Annotated in this window: 1 protein-coding gene (running past one end of the window); it reads right to left on the minus strand. The window is 56.5% G+C overall.

Annotated elements, in window-relative coordinates; genetic code table 11:
• A protein-coding gene (locus K227x_RS24285; protein ID WP_145174027.1) for a CARDB domain-containing protein crosses the window boundary here: on the minus strand, window positions 1–21255 show its 3' portion. 13689 nt of this gene lie beyond the right edge of the window; the window shows 21255 of its 34944 coding nt (coding positions 13690–34944); its start codon lies beyond the right edge, outside the window; the stop codon is at window positions 1–3.

A 21255-nucleotide genomic window follows, 5' to 3' on the forward strand; every position in this document is an offset into this window, starting at 1 on the left:
TCATTCGCCATCCATCCACGCCAGCAGAGCCTCGTCGTTCGCTTCCGGCTCTGCCGATGCTCTGCGAGCGATCGCATTGATCACTCGCAAGGCATCCTGAGCAGACGCCAATCCGTTGCCATCGACGTCGTAGTAGGGAGCCGGACGGACCGCGTCGGTGATCGCCACCAACTGCCCGGTATCGCGGTCATGCACCGAGGCCCGCGACAGCTCGTTCAACACCACCAACGCATCGCCGGCCGTCACATCGCCACTGTCGTTCACGTCGGCGGCCAGAATCGGATTCTGCCAGGATGTCGGCAATTCGTTCTCGATCCGACCGGACAAGCGTCCCATCTGGTTGATCACCTGCAACGCATCCAGCGCTGAAATCTGGCCATCACCGGTGACGTCATAAAACGGCGGCGGGCCGACATCGTCGGTAATCGCAAACAGGTCGCGAGTGACCGGATCATGGACACTCTTGCGAGCCAGTTCGTTGATGATCAACAGAGCATCGCGAGCGGTAACGGTGCCCATGTCATCGACATCAAAGCGATTGATAGGGTTTTGCCAGCCTGCATCAAAGTTCATCTGCACACCGCTGACCGTGATGCTGCTGTCATCAGCGCCAAACCCGATCAGATCAAAGTACAACGTCACCGCTTGGCCGGCAGCCGACTGGGGAACCGGCAAAGTCACACGGATGTCTTCGCGATTGACATCGATCACATCACCACTGGAAGTGGTGCCCGAGACCAACCCACCCTGGGCATAGCGCACCGTCCCATCGGCCTGCAGATTGAACATCGCATCTCCACCGGCCATTCCCACCATCTCGCCACCGACGGAAGTCGTATCATCAGCCAACAGGATCGCCGCCTCAAACGCTTCGGACGGATGCATTCCCCCCCCCACATCCATCGACACGCCCCCGATCGTAAACGAAACCGACCGCAACCCCGCCGGCACCACAAACGTCTGCGCCAAGTCCGAAATCATCCCCACATCTTCACTGATGGTGGCCACGCCGTCGGTAGTCGAAATGTCGCCAAGAGTGACCCAGCGGCCGTCGCGTTGATCGGCCAAAGCATCCAGCTCAACCAATGATGGTATCGGCAAATTCGCGGTGCTGATCGCGGTGGACAATGGCGTGAACCCGAGCGTCACGCCTTCGATCAGGTTGCCCAAGTGGTGTTTTTCTTCGGCCCAAGTCCACCACTGAGGTTGGTTCATAACCTGCCCGATGATATCGGCATCAACGGTCGTGATGTTACGGCGTACGCCAGGTTGCAGAGGCGATGCGAGCACAGCGTCGGGAAAATGGTCGATTGAAAGTTCGTTGCCAGTGGCATCAAGCCGATAGGACTTGCCGTCGATCGCCAAAAACGGTTTGCCACTCGATGGTGTCACCAATAACTGACTAAACGAATCGTAAACCGGACTGAATCCAAGCACGTGACCAATCTCGTGAGTCAGGAACGACTTTAGATCGAACCCACTAACGGTTGTCTCCGGCTGATTGAATTCTTCGTCAACCCGTGGGCTTGGATCAACAAACCAGCCTTGCGATGCAGCATCACGGTCGATATCAATCTGCGCTAGCAGCCACTGACCATCTGAAATATTCGCCAGCGACGCTTCGCCCAGTTGCCCATTGGGAAGATCAGCGGCTGCCAATACGATATCCATGCTTGGCAGATCGCGATCGAGTGCTAGTTCCCAATCATTGACAACAACCGCAAGCTGACTTCGCCACGAACTGGTGTCGGTTAGATCTAGCAAGCTCGGATCCAACCACAATGTCGTCGTCTCATCGATCGTCAATCGAATCAGATTATCATCTGTCGCAACCACTTCGCTAGAATGATCCGGCAGCCACAATCCGCGTGGTGTTACGTAGCCGTCTGCAACCAATTGACCGGCCGAACGACCGTTTGCAATGCTGCCTTTCAGTCCAAGGTTCAGAGTCGATCGGAATCCTCCGCCTACTTCGTCCGCGACTTTTTCCAGAAACGTTCCCTCGAACAACAGTGAACGATTAGCAAACACTTCGATTTCACCACTGGCGTTTCTTGCAATCGAAACGGCTCCCTTTCGAATTTGCGCGCTGCGGAGCTGGTCAATGTCCTTTAGGTTGGCGAACTCAATCGCATCTTGGTAATAGATCTCGATTGGTGGATTGATCGACGTGTCATTGATAATTCGCAGATAGGCCGCTTGGTTAGCAGCAGAAAGATTTCCTTCCTGTTGAATGAATTTCACGACTTGACCAACCGCGACGCCACCTTTCAAGCTCTGTGGTTGGTCGCGTCCAGGGAACAACACCGATCCTTCCTGGTGGAGCGCTCGGAATTTGTCGCCACCGCCGCGAATAACGATGTTGAAATCGATATCGCTGAGGTCCGAAAGCGGACTTTTGTAAAGATCCGACAGCGTGCGAAAGGCTAGGTTTGGCGACAGCAGTTGCTTGCTCAGCGTGTGCACATCGCCGGAAAAAACTGCTTCGACAAAGTTCGCGCGATAGGCGATCTGTTCCAACGATGCTCCGCTGGTGCCGCGGTACACAAACGCTACAAAATCGCCGACGTCCAGACCGGAAAGCGTCGAACCTGTCTTGTTCAGCCCCTGCACGATTTCCTTGGCGCCTTCGGTAAGCTCCTTGCTGATAAAGGGGGCGTTCAAGAATGTCTTGATGTCGTCGACCCTATTAACATCCAGTTTCTCAATTCCCTCTACCAATTCCCTCCAAGGGCCCGACATCGAGAATCGGTGTCTTTCGACCAGATTGGTTAGCAGTGCGATACTTTTCAAGTCGTCGACACCGGCTTTGGCCAACGTTGCACTGAGTTGCCGAATCTTGGTCAAAGCACGTCCACGACGAATCAGGTCTGTCAGCGGAAAATCGGCCGCTCGACCAACAAAGTCTTCGATGCGTTGACCAATGACAGCGATGCGATCAAAGTCTGCTTGCTTGGCGGCGAAATCCCAGTGCTTTCCGATCACACCGGCGCTTGTGATCGTGTTGCGCGGGTCGTGAAGCCTGCCGGCTTCTTCCATCACCGCCAGGATGCTGTGCAGCGTTCGCTGCGTTCGCTGCGAGAATTTCAGTCCGTCGCGGGCCATCGCGGCTTGGATCAAGTTGCTGTAGCGAACCGAGTTGGTGCCAGTTGAGAGGCGCCAAAAGGCTCCGGATACATTGGATGCATATTTGATCTTGTCTACAACGGACACGACTTGGTTGTAGGCACTGGTGTTGGCATAGTCGATGATCTTGGCAGCTTCTTGCCCGATCTCGATCGCAACGCCTTTGCCAACGGTCGTCAGAGATTCTCCCCCGCGAATGGCAACGGCGGCACGACCAAACGAACGTGCGGTTGTCTTGCCAAATGCGGAAACTTTTGCCGGCGGAAGCGCGGTGACAAGATCAAAGATACCTTGGCTGGCCCGCTGGGAATCTCCCTCCAAGACACCTAACACGAAGTTCCCAGGAGCGGTAACAACGGACTCAAGACCCGCGCCAACCACTTCAAAAAATGTTTCGCCCGGTCCAGTGATGTACCGCAACACATTGCCTTGCATGTCACGTTGCTGGTTGTTCAGCTGAGTCATCTCGACCAATCCAGGAACAATGTTCCCAAGTGGCTGGTAACCCGTGATGGAAAGATCGTAGCCAGGGATGTAATTGACCAATGATCGCACCGCGTTTTTTTGCGCGGTCACTGAATACCCAACCAAATCAATCGCCCCTATTCCAAGCTCTTTCACAGTGTCCACGCCCATCGACAGCAAGTCGATACCTACATCGGCGGCAAAGACAAAGGGTGCACGGATGCCGTAGTTGTCGTAGTACGCATTCCATTTATTCGTCGACTGGGCCAAGTAGGCATCGCCCAATTGAGTAGAGATCGTTGGCTGCAGATTGAACGATTGCCCCAGCGTTCGGTCCAGTTCTTCTCTCCGCGTCAGCGATGCGGCTTGCAATCCTGATGGATCGATCGCATTGACTGGATCATTGTGAACGTAGCGGTACAGGTTCTCATCCAAGCCCGACAAGCCGGTTGGATCCGGAGTCAGGAAACGACCGGTGTTGGTGTCGAAGTATCGATTGCGATAGTAGTAAAGTCCGGTTTCGGCATCGTATTCACGCCCGGTAAATCCGTAACGTGAACCATCCAGCGGCCCCCCAACGGCATTACCAAAGCTGTCGTAGGTCGCCCGTTCAATCACATTGCCGGTGCCATCGACCAAGTGGGTCGTCGAATGCGTTTGATCGGCCAAGTACCACTGCAGAGTCCCGTCGGCGGCGGTGTCCGCCAAAACTTCGTCGGACGTGGTGCCATGAAAGTACTGTCGCGAAAGTTCGGGCGCCGCACCGCTGTCGAGACCATCAGCGTCGGTGTATTCCGCAATCACATCGTCGCCACCGGCGTAAACGAACAGTGTCCACGCGCCATCCGCGGTGTCGGTTGCGTCGGCGTCAACGTATTTGGCGACGCGCCGGTTCAACGAATCGTAGCGGTAACGAGATTCAGATCGCAGCACGCCTGCGGCGTCAAATGTCTGTACCTGCGTCAGGCGTTGCCGCGGGTCATACGAGTAAGTTTGACGCGTCTGGTCGCTCGTGTCGACGCGAACGACTAGCAATCCGGCGTCATTGTAGGCGTAGCTGTAACGGTCGTCGGCCTCCAGACGGTTCGCTGGTGTCACGACGTGCGTCGAACTCAGGTAAGACGTCGTCCGATTGCCCGCTGCATCGTAGGAATAGAATTCGTCGCTGCGAGTTGGGTCCGAGTGATCAGCCGACACTAATTGACCGATGCCGTCGTAGACGAATGTTGTAACATTGCCCGACGAATCGGTACGGGTCGCTAATCTTCCGTCTGGGTCGCGTGTGTAAGCCTCCGACGCAACGGTTTGTCCGGCACCGTCTGTGTGCACAAGCGATTCAAGCAATCCGCTTGCACCATATTGATAAGTGGTCGTCAGCACGGCCGCGCCGGCGTCCAAACGCCCCACCGTCTCCAATCGCCCAGCAACGTCATAAGTCAGTCGCTTTGCCAACGTGCGACCGCCGACGGTCTCGCTGAGCTGTTCAATCCAACCGGCACTGTTGTAGTCGTAGTCTTGGGCCGCGATCGTGGTACTGCCGATTCTTCGGGTCACCGTGTCAACTTGATCCAGCAACGTATAGGTCAACAGTGTTTCAATTGGGGGAAGACCAGGTTGGCTTTCGGTGGTGCGAATCAACCGACCCGCATCGTCATGGTCATAGTCAATGGTCGAATCCACCCCCGAGATCACATCCAGAACATTCAATTGATCAAAGGACGACGTGATGGTATTGACCAGCGTACCGCTTGCATCCAGCCACCTTTCGGCTTGGGCTTTCCCTAGTTCGTCGTAGTCGCGTTCAATTTTAGATCCGTCGCCAAAGGTTTGATCCGTCAAACCAGATGCTTCATCGTAGCCAAGAGTCGTGACGCTGCCCGCCGCATCCGTCGCTGTCAGAATGCGTCCAAGGCCGTCACGAACATAGGTCGTCGTATTGTCGCCAGGGTCGGTAATCGTTTCCAAACGCCCCTTAGCGTCGTAGGTATAAGTGATTTCGCCCGGCCCCGGTCGATCGATGGTTAGCAGTCGGTATTGATCGTCGTAGGTGTAAGACGTCGCGCCACGGTGTGTGGTGGTTTCACGCAACAGTCCGCTGTCGTAGTAGTCATTGGTGACTGCGTTTCCATTAATGGACGTAGAGATCAATTGATTCAGATCATTGTAGGTTCGCTGCAGCACGTACTGCGGCGCTGCGCCGATGTTGGGATCGCTTTCGGCGATCAAGTTACCAGAACCATCAAACACACTGCTGCTTTGGTAACCAGCGGGATCGGTAACAGTCGAAAGCTGGTTCTGTCCGTCGTATCCGAACGTTGTCACCAAATTCAGCGGGTCGGTCACCGAAGCCACACGTCCACTGGGGTCATACGACCATTGGAACAACCGTTGTTGACCGTCGATCGAATCGGTCAATTCCGTCTTTCGCGACAACGCGTCGTAGCCAAAGTTACTATCAAATCCTCCCGGACCATCGACGGTTGTGACACGTCCCGCCGCATCATGGATGTAGGTTGTCGAATTGCCACGAGCGTCGGTGAAGGTTTTTAGTTCTCCGGCGACAGTATACGAGTAGATCGATGCATTATTCAACGTATCGATGATCTTGGTGGGGCGACCGAGCGAATCAAATTCGAACGTTTCGGTTTGCGAAAGTCCGTCGGAGCTGACCGTGCGGCTGATCTTTTGATTCAGATCGTTGTAGCCGTAGTTAGTCGTGACGGCCGGTGTGATTTCCTGCAAAACGTTGCCAACCGCATCGTACATCATTGTGTGTGTTAACGGAGCTGCGCTGCCCACCGCGGTGGTGACTTGCGACATCCGCCCAAGGGAATCGAATTCAAATTCAGTGCGTCGACCATCGGGTTCGATTCGGTAAGTCAACTGGTCCGCTTCGTCGTACCCGAATTGCTCAGTCGATCCCGCCGTCGTGCGAGAATCCAATCGGCTATGTTCGTCGTACTCGATGGTCGTTTCGACTGTCTTGGCAGCATCCCCCAGGCCGGTGATCTGACGAGTCAACATGGGCCGACTGAGGTCGTCGTAGTCGGTTTCCAATCGAAACTGCTCTCGAGTATTCGCTCCGGTAATCTCTGCGATCGTGCGTCCGGCGGTATCGTACTCGTAGCGAGTCGTGTCACTCTGGCCGTTTCCGGATGTTGTGACCTGAGTCAATTCAAAACCAACGAAAGTGCTGGCTGTGGTCACGGCGTCGGGGGTTCCGGCACCTTGCACCGATTCGATGATTCGATCGTAGTCATCAAATTCGGTTGTCGTTCGGAGCACGACGCCGGCACCAGCATTGACGCGGGTTTCGACTAAGCGATTAGAGGTGTCGTAAACGTATTGCGTCGATCGTTCGTCCGCAGTGCCCGCGGCGACTCGAACAGCTTTGCGTCGATTGAGTGAATCGTAATCGTATTCAGTCCGCTCGCTGGCGACGCCATTGCCAGTGTTGTTCGCGGTCGTGATGGCGCTGACCATCGACGCCGCATTGTATTCGTAGGACACCGAGTATTCGTCGCTGGTGCCTTTCGCAATCGTCACCTTGGTGATTCGGCCAAGCACATCACGATCATATTCGCTGGTGATGCCGGTCGGGCTGATTTCTCGCTTGACTTCACCTGACGCCCCGTATTCGAACCGTGTCGTCGCTGCGTCCGCGCCCGTTCCGTCTATGATTCGGTCCAGACGGCCGGCGTCGTCATAAATGGTTTGTCGCGAATGGTTTTCGCTAACGCCCGTGACGGTCAGCACTTGGCTTTTGACTTTACCGTCGGGCCAGTACTCGAACTCTGTCTTTTTGGGTTGGCGGGTATTGCTGCCGACGTTTTCAAGCCTGACGCGATTGTTCTTGTCGTATTCGTACGTGGTCACACGACCGTCCAATCCGGTCCTTGTCACGACGTTCCCAGCTTTGTCGTAGGTCGTCGTTTCCAATGCGACGACCTGATTACCGAAAGTCGACTTGGTCTCACTGATTTGCCCCAGCGGCGTGTATTGGAAAGTCGTGATGGCCCCGTTGGGTTCAATGCGTTCGGTAAGGTTGTTCTGTGAATCGTACTTCGTGTACCGCGTTTCCATCAGCAATTTTTCACTGGCGTCCAAGATTCGCATCGACGTGACACGCTGCGTTTGGTCTCGACCAAGTTCCGTGATTCGTCCGTCTTGGGCGATCCGTCGGGTCAGGTTGCCCATGCTGTCGTACTCGAATCTCTCTTCAAGGGGACCATTGGGAAGATCCGGCCCCGTGTAGGTCACTTTCAAAATTTGACCGCGATCGGTGTAGGCGTACGTTTGAACCAACCCGTTTGGATGATCCAGTTGTGACAGTCGGCCGTCGAGTCCGTACTTCTTGGTGGCGACGGATTCTGAACTCGTTCCGACGCCGATCTTTGTTTCGATCTCTCGGTTCAGCGCGTCGTATTTTCGCGTGATCACTCGAGTGCCGTCGTCGGTAGTGGTTTCTTCGCGAGTCACGTTTCCGATCGGGTCGAACGTGTACTTCACGACCTGTTCCGCCACAGTTCCCTTCGCGCTGGTGACGGTGGTGCGTTGACCACGATCGTTGTAGCCGAATTCAGTAACCAGACCTCGAGGATCCTTGATGGTTTTCAACCTACCACGATCGTCAAAAGTCCGCTCGGTCTTATTGCCTTCGGCGTCGGTCGTAAAACGCTCTTGATTCTTTTCATTGAAGATCGACGTGGAGACAAAGCCTCTTTCGTCACTAAGCGAAACCAGATTGCCGCGCAGGTAGGTGTACTGAAGTTTGCCACCACCGAATGCGATCGTCGTGATCAGTTCGTCGTCGCTGTTGTAATCATGATCTTGAATGACGCGGTTTTCTGGATCGATCGTTGTGTCCAGCAGTCCGCCATAGGTGTAGGTGAATCGCAAGGTGTTGTCGGCCACGTCAGTGCGACTGATTTGTCGGTTCAGCACATCGTAAGTGAATTCTTCCGTCCCGTTGGCGGCATCAACAACACTGCGAATGTTGCCAGCGGCATCGCGGTTATACGTCCGCAGCACGGTTCCGTCCGGCGCGACATCCGACTTCAGCCGATTCATCGCGTCGTAAGTATTTCCCAGTCGGTGGCCAAGCGTGTTGGATTGCCCAGCGATGTTGCCTGCGGCGTCATGAGCGAACGTCGAATTCGTTGCAGGAGTGTCGGCGTCGGTTGGGTAATCGATTTTAATCAAGTTACTTAGCGTACCGCCGTACGTAAATTTGGCTTCCCGGTTCAGCCCATCGCTTTCTGTTGACAGTCGTCCTTTGTCATCATAGACCTGAGTTTTGGTGACATCGCCGAGTGTCGATCGCAAAATCGTCTTACGCGTCTTTCCATTGTTTTCGAACGTGTAGTCCGTCGTGATTCCGTCCGGTGCAATGTGCTTGGACTGGAACGTGTAGTTGAATCGACTGTCGATCGGATGCGAGACACTTGTGTACCTAAATTCCGTTACTTGCCCGCCGGGATCGGTGACTTTGGTGAGTTCGCCATTGGAATCATATTCGTAGGTTGTCGCGGTGGCGTCACTGAGCGTTTCGTCGCTGAACAATTCGGTTTCGATGCGGTTTTCTGCATCACGCACAACCGTGACGCTTCGTCTTGTCTCACCAATGCCGTCTTGATTGTCCGACGTGTCGCGATAGAGCCCGAACACATCGACGCGACTAAATTGGTCGGTGCCATCCGCGTCGCGATAGCGGACACGAATCGGTTTCAGTTCAACGGCTTTCGACCGCACATTGTCCGGGTTGTTGGTCTCGTCCGATTTATACAGCCCCAGCATCTGGGCTGGTTCCATTTCAAGATCGCGTCCGTCAATTCGTTTGGAACTCTCAAAACGGCCTGCGAAGGTATAGTTGAATGTTTCTTTAAAATTGTCAGTCAACGATTCGGCGCTGGCTGCGGCGACGACGGTCGCACGTTTGTGCGTTTGTTCTGTCATCAAAAGATCGGTGTCATACTTAAATTGACGGACTGATTCATCTGCGTCCGTGATCTTCATCAGTCCGCCGTTGGCGTCGTAAGTGAACTTTGTCTCTCGTCCAGCAGGGTCTTTGATGGAGCTGACCTGATCGCCTTGGTAAGTGAATTCGAACGATTTCTCGAATGGGTCCGTGATCTTTTGCAGTTTGTCGCCGGAATAGCTGTAAGTTGTTTTGTTCCCAAACAGATCCACGACTTCTGTCATCTTGCCTTTGGCATCAAACTGGCGAAGCGTGCCATCGGGGCTGCCCAGCGTATACCCTCCGTTGGCGTTCCGGAAAAGCGAAGATCGATCCCCCGATGGGCGATCAGTTGGTGTGGTGGTCGAATCGACAATGTTGCGGATCGATTCATTGCCGTCACCGTTGACGACCAACGCAGCGGCCCCCCCCAGATCATAGATTCGATAGTGGCCTTCCAGTCCCCAGCCGGCACCGAAGATTCCCTCTCGGTCATTGACGACTGGCAGTTGGCCACGGAACTCGCCCATTTCGCCAATGAATCGGCGATCGGTCGTTTGGTCGTAAACGCCGGCTTCGAAACGATACTCGTAAACGCCGCTGTCGGCAGTGGTCAAATCGATCTGAAGTGCGGCACCAAAACCTTCGTCCAGCTTTCCGTCGGGAAGCTTGAAGAAGTTTTCACCACCGGTCAGGCCGCGATTCACTCCAGCGTTGTCGATCTCGTATCCATCCGCTTGATACTCTACTCCGTCAAGCGTTGCGGTCAGTCTCGCCAAAATGACGGGGTTGACTTGGTCGATGTTGGCATCATTGAATTCAAAGTGCAGAATGGGTTTCGGGTTCGCGCGCAACGAGTCGTAATGAAAAACTAGATTGCGAGAAATGCCGCCGCTGGTGTAGGACGCGATGCCGTGCGACTCGTGAACGACACCACTGTGAAGTTCCGCATTTGCGCTCACGCCGATCGACTCTTTTCGGGAACAGTTCGCAGCGCCGGTTTCGCATAGGTTGACGCGTTGGTTGTATTCATTGTCTTCTGGGAAAGCGGGCGCAGCGGGCAAGCGTTGAACCGCCAAACCTCTAACAGCCGCACCCGTGGCGATCGGTGCGAACGGGTTTTCGCCAGGCTCGTGCTGCGTACCGATCGGCGATGTATCAGGTACACCGAAAAACAACGCACTGTAGGGTTCGCCCGCGGGATTGAGCTGATCGGAATCGGGGTTGGCGATTTCTCGAGAGAAAAAACGAAAATCGCCAGCGAGGGCGAGACCCGGGCGTATGTCGTCAATGGGGATCAACGATAGCGGGCTGCCCTGAGGTGCGTCAGCTGGCAGATCCACAAAGGAGGGACCATTGAAGAACTGCGCCAGTTCGTCGAGTTGCGTTTGTTGTTCGACCGTCCGAATCATTTCCGAGAGACTGAATCCAAAGATTCCTCTGGCGGCCGTGTAGGGCGACAGTACTAAACCGCCCAAGTTTCGGGTGTAGTCAACGTTGTCAGCGAACGCCGCGGGCACGTTACGGGTACCGGCGACGATTCGCGGTGATTCGCCTTGCGCCGTTTCGCGACCGGGCAATCGGATCAAGCCCAGATTGCTGCCAGCGGTGACCGGGAACGGTCGCGTCTTGACGCCGTTGGCAGTGTTGATGGTGACCGATGGATGGCTGGTGATCCCCAACGGAAAGGTTGGATCATGCTTGGGATCGCCAGGTTCGAAACGGTTGAAACCCGAAACAATCAAGTATGGTGGATGGGGTGATACGAGTTCAGGTTGGCCTTGTTCATTGAGCTGAAAACCAAATTCGTTCTCCGGGACGTAGGTCAACCCTTGCGCATTCGAAATTCCGAATACTTGATCGGCTCGGCCACGCGCGACATCTTGCAAGCCCAACGGCAACAGCGAAATTGTTTCCACGTCGTACTCGATCCGCGGCGGCCCTGTTTCCGAAGGCAATTCTCGCCGGGTGAGAATCGAAACACCTTCGTTGTCGGCAAGGTGATCGGTGACGTAGATCACATCCGAGTTGCTGGTGTCGGGCGTCAGATTCAACGGGCTGGATGCGACTTCGACGACGGTCATTTGCTTTTCGTCGTAAACGTCGTCCGAATTTGTCGATTCCAAATCGAAGGCAATCACATTTCCGTTTCCGGCATTCCCGAACTCAAAGAACGTTCGCGCGGGCGCGGCGGCTAGCAGGACCTTGCCGTCACTGCTGACCGTTAAGCCACGGAAGCCGATCGGCACGTCCGCGTAGTCGGCTTGAATCGCACGCACAACTTGATGGTAGGTGCTTGATTCGATGTCGATATCAACCACATAGATGTTCGGACGTATCCGATCGCTTACAAACAACCGTCGGCCTTGGTGATCGGCGACTGCGGCAAAAGGCACGGCCCCCACGGGCAACAGGATATTGTTCACGCCATCGGTTGGATTGTTGACGCTGCCAAATCCAGAATCGTCGGGCCGCGTATCAATCTGCTGCAGCGCTACCGCATCGATGACAGCGACGCTACCTGCGCGTTCCAACGGCACGTAGCCTCGCGACTGGTCTCGCGTCAGGAACACCCCACGCGGCGCAGGAAAGCTATTCAAGCTTTCCAGTTTTATCCGTGCGACCTCTTTCGGATCGGGAATCGTCTGCGTGTTCGGACCTCCGAACGGATCCAAATCGCCAATTTCAAATTGGTTGGTTAGCAACGCGGCCAAGTTATCAAGGACCAACTGAGTGCCTTGGAAAATCTTTGGTCCCGTGATATCGATGGATTCCGTTTGGGTCGTATCGATCACGGTGATTTCACCGATGCTTGGCAAGGCCGCAAAAGCGTATCGGTCGCCAAGTCGGCTAATGCCACCGCCTCTTAGAACGACATCGCCACTGATGAATTCGCGCTCGACGACTTCACCGCCGCGCCGAAGGTTCATTTTTCGCACCAATTGGATCTTCGCGGTCCCCAACAATACGGTGTCAGGAATCGGAATCGTCAGTTTGGCCGGCCCATCGACACGTCCCTCCAACACACCTTCGCTGCCATTGACGACGGCATCAACGCCACCCAGGACAACGGTGGGCATCGGGAAATTGACAACATCCTTTCCACCCACGATGAATCGGACTTCTAAGTCGTCCGACGACGATCCTCGCGCACCAACAATGCCAAACTGGCCTCCACTGACGGTAAAGTGATCGCCTTCCAGTTCTAGCATCGGCGTTCCACTTCCGTCCGAACCGATCACCACTTTGGCCGATGTGATATTGGGACGTTGGATGCCAACCGGTTTCGGCGGCGTCGGTGTAACCAACAATCCGACGTTCGCAATTTCACCTTGAGCAACACGAATTGACTGGTTTTCCGATCCCGTCACCAATCCGGTGCCATCGTACTCGAGAGCTTGCAGTGTGTAGTCGCGATTGGAAACCACCGGAACTAAGAAGTCACCGAACAAACCCGGAATAACGTTGTAAGTCTTCCCATGTGAATCGGTGACACGTGTTCTCGCTCGCTCCGCCATTTGGCCCAGTGCAAACGAAAGCGTCGCGAGGTTGGGAGATGCTGTGACCATCAGTCCCTCAACAGCCGGCCGAATGAATACACCTCGATCGTCGGCCATCCTTGCTCCTTCGTAGCCAGCCGACGCGGTTCGTATTTGGCCATCAACTCCAACGACCATATGGTCAAGCAATACCCATTCGGCTGTTAACTCGCCGTCGGTCCCCAGAACGTCCATCAACTGGAAGAGGTATTCATCCGATCCCGCTGGCAACCCGCTCGTATTGGGCACTGAGATCGCCAACGGAATGTCGGCTGGCTTGCCTTGGGTATCTAGCCAGAATGAAGACGACAAGTTAAAGCCGTCGGGCAACCCAACAGGTAACGCGCCGGTAAAGGCATTGATCGCGACCTCGGTGCCTTCGGGCAGCGCACCCGCGGGAACGGACAACACCATACCTTCGGCATTCGTTACGGCCGCACCATTTGCATCCACCGAATCCGTGCCCATCACTGGTGGACGTACCGTGATTGGTACTCGTGAAATCCGGCCACCGTTCACGACCGTTACAAAGGTGGATCCTGCCGCAACCGGTGTCAGCAATCCCTCTGCATCGATCGATACCGTTGTCGGGTCATTGGAGATGTACGTCGAACCAGATGAAGATGCCGTGATGTCCAAAATCTCCGTCGCTTCACCAGGCGTTCGCACAGTGAACTGGCGTGTTTGATTTAGATCGACCAGATACGACGTAGGGAAGAACTCGACTTCGCGATTGTCATTTGTGTCGACCGACACGACCATCGCGGCAGTCAATCCATGTAGGGTCGCAGTGATGACCGCATGTCCGGGCGATTGAGCGAGGATTTGCCCTCGGTCCGTCACTAACGCTACGTCGGGGTTTTGCGACACGTAAATTGGATCACCAAAGTCCGCAGGCAACACTCGGGCGTCTGCCAGTGTGAAGGTGGTTTGCACTTGTCCCGTTTGACCGACGGGCAGCGAAAGCGATGTCACAACCAGGTCTACCTGAATTGGGTCCGCTGAAAGCACATCGATCGATATCGAATCGCCCGCAGAAGATAGCAGGCCGTCGTCAAGCACGTAGTCGACGCTGATGTTTTCAGTCGCGCCATCAAGACGATAAAGACCACCACCGAGCGGTATCAGTACTGATGATCCGGCTTGAACAGATCGAACGAAGAATGGATCAGATTCTGGATCGATCGCACCGTTGGCCGGCGAAACAATGATCGGGTCGCCAGCAAAGGCGATGATCGAATCAGCGGTGGTGACCGAGCCTGGTGGTTGGTTAGCAACAAAGCCAAACGCAGCCGCTAGCGTCGGGTTGTCGTTGGCGTCGACTTGGCCGTCGTTGTTGACGTCGCCGGCCAGGAATAGTGATGCGGTGTATGCGCCGGGGCCGTCACCGACGATGGGGAAGGTGTACGTGCCGGGTTCGCTAATCGTGATCAGTGACGTGCTTGGCGTGAAATCGGGCGAAGTCACTTCGATGCCGATCGTCAAGCTGCCGGTGGGACTGGTTCGTAGTTCGCCGGCGGTAATGGTGAAGGCGTAGCGGTCGGTTTCGCCGGCGGTCAGCGTGCCGGTCACCGGGGCGGCAATCAACGCTCGCGTGCCGCCAATGTGTGGCTCGATTGTCGACTGAGTCTCGACCGTGCCGTCGCCGTTGTACGTTCGCAGCGTGCCAACCGCATGGGTCGGCGCGATCGTTGTCAGCCGGCCTTCGCTACCGTAGGCAAAGAAGGTCCGATCTCCGGATGCCGCATCGATGGCAACTGTCATTTGCCCAGAATCGTCATAGCGATACACGACATGCTGGCCGTCCGGTCCGACCAGTTCGTTGATTTGCCCGTCGCTGTCTCGGACGATGGTCAGGCGTGATCCATCGGGTGCGATGATGCCGCTGTCGGTGACTCGCAGCGACGTGCTGCCATCGGCTGCCGCGATCCGATGCAGCGTGAAGGCGCCGGGCGTCTTCTGAGTGAACTGATGTCGCTTGCCGCCCGGATCAACCAGCGTGAAGGCGACTCCCTCGGCGATCGTTGGCGAATACGGCAACCCTGTGCCGACAACGAAGTACTTGTTGCCGGCGCGGCGCAGGGGTGCACTGGCAACACTTTCTAGGGACCACGTCACTACCGCATCCGCGGTCCAGGCGGGTTGGAACGTTTGCACGCCCGAGGCGGCATTGGTCAGTTCGGTCGGCGCGAACGTGTAGCCCACTCGCTGACCATCTGGCAGCGTCAGGTACAACCGCGTGCCATCGGCGTATCCGGCGAAGGCGTCACGCTGTTCCACACCAACGGCGATCTGTGGATCGATCAGTGGCCACGACCAGGCGGCGCCAAAGGTGGACTGGCTGTCGTGGGAACGAAGTGAGCTGTAGAGCCGCGTGACATCAAGGTCGATGCCTGCCAACGACATGGAAAGGTCGGTCGACGATTCTTCCACCGCACCCGACTTGGCGGCGGAATTGATCTCCAGGTCGAAGGTCTTCACCGACGTTAAACCGCCAAAATCACTCGCGGTCACTCGTGCGGTGTAAAAACCATTCTCGAACTTGGCGGGGTCAATGGTCACCAGCCGGACAATGCTGGTCGTCCCCTGGCGTAGCAACGTCGCTTCGCCACCGCCCTGCGGAACCAGTTCAACTTTGTATTCCGCCAGCCCGTCATCAAAGATGTCGAACATCATGTCACGGGTGCCGGTGACAATCGGCGGAGTGAATTCGGTGATCTCGATCCTAGGCGCCGCACGGTCGGCGAGGTTGCGAACAAAGATCGGCTGCGTCAATGTCGTCGTGCGTCCCTCGATGTCCGTGACTGTTGCCGTCACCTCATAGCGACCGGGGGCATCAGCGACGAACGTGCCACGGCCCAGCGAATCGAGGTTGATCGTGTTGCCATCGACAGTCAGCGTCGCTTCGCCGATCGTCACATCGCTGTCGGCAATCGGCTCGATCGTGATGGTCTGGCCCGGCGTCGCGGGGAAGCTAGGTGTCAGCACGATTCGCAGGTCCGGCGAAACCGGCTGCAACGATGCTTCCAATGTCAAAGCACGCCGTGTTTGAATCTGTCCGTCATCCGCGATCAACCGCACCGTATACGTGCCGGCTTGGAAACTTTGCGGCGTCCACTCCAACACACTGTTGCCGCCGACCACATTCAGTGTCGCACCATCTGGCAAATCGGTTGCCGTCAACGTCACGCTGTCACCGTCCAAGTCGGCCGTCGGGATCACCAACGAGAAACTTTCGCCGATCTGTGCGTTGCGAAGCTGGGGTACGTCGATCGACGGGGCGCGGTTGGTCGCCAAAACCTGCACCTGGACGTCTAACGTGTCACGTCCGCCGCTAGGGTCCGCCACTTCAAACGGCAAGACGTAGTCGCCCGCGGAATCAAAATCGACATCCCAAATCACCGTGCGAGATTCGGGGCTGAATTGAAATCCATTGATCACGTCACCGGTGTAGCTGTAGATCAAGGATTCGCCATCGGCGTCGCCACCGCTGATCGCAAACACCATCTGATCCCCTTCGCGGGCAAACAGTTTCGGCAGTGTGTTCAGAACAGGCGGTTGGTTCGTGTTGTTGACGGTAATCAACACATCATCGCTGCGCGAACCGGCTCCGTCGGTCGCCGTGATCCGGATTCGATAGGTGCCGGCTTGCGTCGACGAAGGCGTCCAAGTCAGCGTACCGCTTGCGGCATCGAAACCGGCTCCCGCGGGCAACCTGCCCGTCGTCGCACCGACAACCAGAGCGGCGGCAAAATGGACGTTGTCGTTTTCGGCATCCGTGGCAACGGCATGGACGGTCAAGGTTTGACCTTCGGCGATCGTTTGCGATCCGATGGGCTGCAAAGCTGGTCGCGTGTTGCTGTCGCGAACCGTCAACGTGATGCTGCCGGTGTCGCTCAGTACGCTGCCCGCACCTTCATTGCCACTGTCGGATACGTTGAAAGTGATCGACGTCGAACCGACATCCGCTGCGGTGGGCGTCCACTGGAAGGTGGCCCGCCCATAGAAATCGTTTTCGACAAAGGTGGCACCGGCCGGCAGCGTGCTGGTCGTGAAAGTCAGCGGATCTTGATCGGCGTCACTAACGTCCAGAACCAAGGTAAAGGGCTGACCGACCAAAGCGACCGAATCGAAGACGGGTGCCAGCTTGGGAGGCTCATTCACACTGGTCGCTTGCAAAATGAACTGAACCGATTCAGCCAGCGGCGATTCGCCGGCCGCTTCGGTGGCGGTCACGGTGACCAGGTAGTCATCGCGATCACCCGGTTGGGGTGAAACCGATAGTAGTCCCGTTCCATCCCCGTTGTCAGTGAAGGTCGCCCAGGTGGGCAGCACCGTCGCTTGGCCGATTTTCACGCCCAACGCGATCGTGGTTCCGTCCGGATCGGTCGCCACGATCGGAATGTCCAACGTCGATCCGACCGGCACGACCTTGTTGTCGATGGCTGGAATTTCCGGACGAAAATTTGCGTCGCGGACATTGATGGCCAGCGTCACCGTGTCGCTGGTTGGCGTGCCGGTTCCATCACCATCGTCGGTGGCGGTGAAGGCGATTTCGTAGCGCTGCGTTTCCGTGGAACCGGTGGCATCAAAGGATGGCGACCATGCAAAGATCTGTCGTTCGGCATCAAAGGTCGCACCGGCGGGCAAGATGCCGTGCGAGTACGTCAGGTTGGGCAGCAAGCCTTCGAAGTCGACAAAGAAATCTTCACTGGTTGCAAGCGGATTCGTGGGAGCCACCGGGAACTCGGGATCGAACGCGGCAACGCGAACTTGTAGCGGCTGCCCTTCGAAGATCGTGAATTCATTGATCGTGGGGAACGTGACCGGGCCGTTGATGTTGTTGACCGTCAACGTAGTCGTTGCCTGCGTTAGCGAGGTTCCGTCATCAGCGAAAAACTTCAGGTCGAAAACACCATGCTGGTCAAATCCAGGCGTCCATTCGAACAGCCCGGTGTTTGGATCCAGGAACGCCCCCGGTGGCAAGTTGGGCGACACGTACCGCAGCCGATCGCCGTCTTCGTCACTTCCGAACAAACGAAACGAAATCGCGTCCCCTTCATTGATTGTGCGATCGGCAATCGGCGCTAGGGTGGGTGCAACGTTGTTGTTTGCGATCACGATTTCCAACGACACGATCGATTCGACAAACCCGTCGCTGGCGATCAACTTGATGTTTTCATAGACACCTGCGTCATCGCCGCCTGGGCGCCAACGCAGTGCCTGCCCCACCGAATCAAAGACGGCACCGGGCGGCAAGTTATCCGCGAAGTAGAACAGCGGATCTCCATCGGGATCGAACGCGCTAACGGGGATCTCGATCAAGTCGCCTTCGGTGGCAAGCCGATCCTCGACGGCAGCCAGGATGGGAGCACGGTTGGCGCCCGTCACATCCACCGTCCACACCTGTCGTTCGAACGCACCGCGAGCGTCGTAGGCGCGCAGTTCGAACTGTGTCGTCGGGTCCGCCCCTTTCGACGGCATCCAATCGATTTTTCCGGTGTTAGGGTCGACCGTCGCACCGGCAGGCGCATCGGTCAACACATAGGTCAGCCGGTTGCCGTCGGGGTCACTCGCCGATGCGGCGTATTCGTATTCCGCGTTGGCGGTCGCGGCCAACAATGGCTGCGATTGGAATTCGGGAAGCATGTTTGGCGGTAACGTCGCCAGCACGCGTGGATCGAAATTCAGATCCAATAGGTTCGGGTTGGCGATCACGACCGTTTGGGCAAGCGAGGATTCACCGGCAGCCAGAACCGTGCCGTCTGCCAGAACTTGATAGCCCGACTCACCCGCCGGCGCACCACCGTTGCCAAAGAAGACGACGGACGAATCCCCCAGTTGATCAAAGACAACGTTGATAGGGCCCGCAATGTCAAAGTCTGATGTGTTGCTAACAATCACATCGAACAGCAAGGTTCCATCAGCACGATTCACTCGCGTGTTGGCGTACGAGACACGGGTGCCAATCGAAACGTCTTCGAAGACGCGAAAGGTCGTTGTGAAACCATTTCCGCCGATCGGGATTCCTTGTTCGCTTTCAATCGACGGAGCCACCGTCAACTCGTATTCCGCCGGTGCCAGCGATTCGAACAGCAATTCGCTGGTTCTGGAATCCGCATCGTATTGGACCGCACCGATGGAAACCGATTGGCCGGTCACCTTGTTCACTAAGGTATAGTTTGCACCGCGAATCGCACTGGTTTGCGAGACGCCATCACGCGCATCGAGCGCCACATCGAATACCAACGCGGCCCGATTGTTTTCACGGATGATGGTCTCGACCACACGTGGTGCCGCGACCGTAAAGAACACGTCGACCTGATCCCCTTGGGTCACCAGGAATCGACCGTCGGGAAGGGATTCGATGCCTTCGACCCGACCTGAACCACCGCTTGCGATGACCGTTTGACGCAGCGACAAAGGATCGATCACGGAAACGGTTCCATGATTCTGGTGGCCCACGATCAGAGCTCCCTCGATCAGCGACCCGGCGGATCCGAACGCCAGCGATTCCGCCCCACCATCGATTTGCGCGACCACTTCGGCGCGTCCACGAAAATCAAATCGCAGCACATCCCCGGCAGACGGCCAGGCCGTCCCGTACAACGTGCCATCGGCGGCGACAGCCATCGAATCAACGCGAACGTTGCTGAAGGGAGTCAATTTCCGAGTCGCCGTGTCCAAGCGGCTGATCCCGCCGGTGGTGGCGACGTAGATCGCGTTCTGGCCGGGAATCGATGCGATGCCCAACGAGATACCAGCGCCCACGACATCCAGAACGGCACCCGTCACGGGGTCCAGTTGCAGCAACCCTTGGCCACCGGTCGATGCCCACAGTTGGCCTGCGGCGTCGAACACCATCTCATAGATTGGCAGGGTCCCCGTCGCGAGTGCAACAGGTTCGCTAGACAGGGTTGTCAAACGGTAGATTTGGTTCCGCCCAGATCCACCGGAAACGTAAACACTGCCATCGGGTGCCACCGCCATCGCCAACGCGCCGATCCCTGCCCCCGACAACCCTGGAATGACCGCCAAACGCTCAGCCGCCAATGGACGGATGACACGTGCAAACCGACTCGGCTGCGTCGCACTGGTCCGCGCGGGGATCCCCAACGCCGATTCTTCGAACAGGCGATCGGCGACGGTGGTCGCCTGTGGCTGGGCGGCGGGCAGTTCTTCGGCCACCACGACCGTGACCGCCGGCGCACTGCCTAGATTGATGTCCGGCAAAAGCCGGGGAACGCGGACTCCATCGGCCACCGGTTCGACGTTGCCGGCCGCGTCGATGGCGCGGACCAAGAAAGTCGGCTGCTGGCCGGTTTCCGCTTCATACACGTAAGACGTCGTCGCGGTTCGGTACAGCACACTTCGAAATCGGCTGCCCCCATCGTTGGACACTAACAAAGAATACGAACTGACTCCACTGCCACCGACATCATCCACGGCCGACCAATCCAATTGGTAACGATTGCCACCAATCGGTGTGGCCGTGAAGGTGCTAGTCGGCGCGATCGCGTCCAAGGTTGCCGAGCTGACTTCGCTATCGACCGGCGCCGATCCATCGATGATCACTCGCGCGGTCATCTGGATCAGATCGCCGGTTTGCGGGTCATCTGTTTGGCCGGCGGCATTGGTATCGTTCACACTGGCAAAGAAACCGACGGTGATTGACTGTCCGGGCTGCAGCAAACCGACATCCGAATCGACCGGCGGCAATCCGTCACGCGGATCGATCGCGCGAAGCAGATACGACGCCACTCGCGTGTTGGCATCGACACCAGCGGTGATTTGCAGCTGGTAACCCTCGACGACATTGAGATCAAATTCACCGACAAAGTTTGGACGGCCGGGCGGCAGCGTGATGTTACGCCCCCCCAGCGAGATGTTTCCGAGCTGGAAACTACGTTCGTCAAGCGTGTCGTCCATCGGGACGATGATACGAATCTCGCGAGCCGCTTCGGAGGAACCTCGGTCGTAGGTTGCCGTCACGCTGTACGGTAGCGGCGTTTCGAACGGGACAAAATTGGCTTCGGTAACGCCTGTCGGACCTGTGATCGTGATCGAATCGCCAATCAACTGACCCAAGTCATCCAGATTAAAGACAATGTCGTCTGCGACCTCGCCATTCAATTCATCCAACTGAACAGCGCGTAATTCGAAGGTGAC

Source organism: Rubripirellula lacrimiformis (assembly GCF_007741535.1).
In the GTDB taxonomy this organism is placed as follows: Bacteria; Planctomycetota; Planctomycetia; order Pirellulales; family Pirellulaceae; genus Rubripirellula; species Rubripirellula lacrimiformis.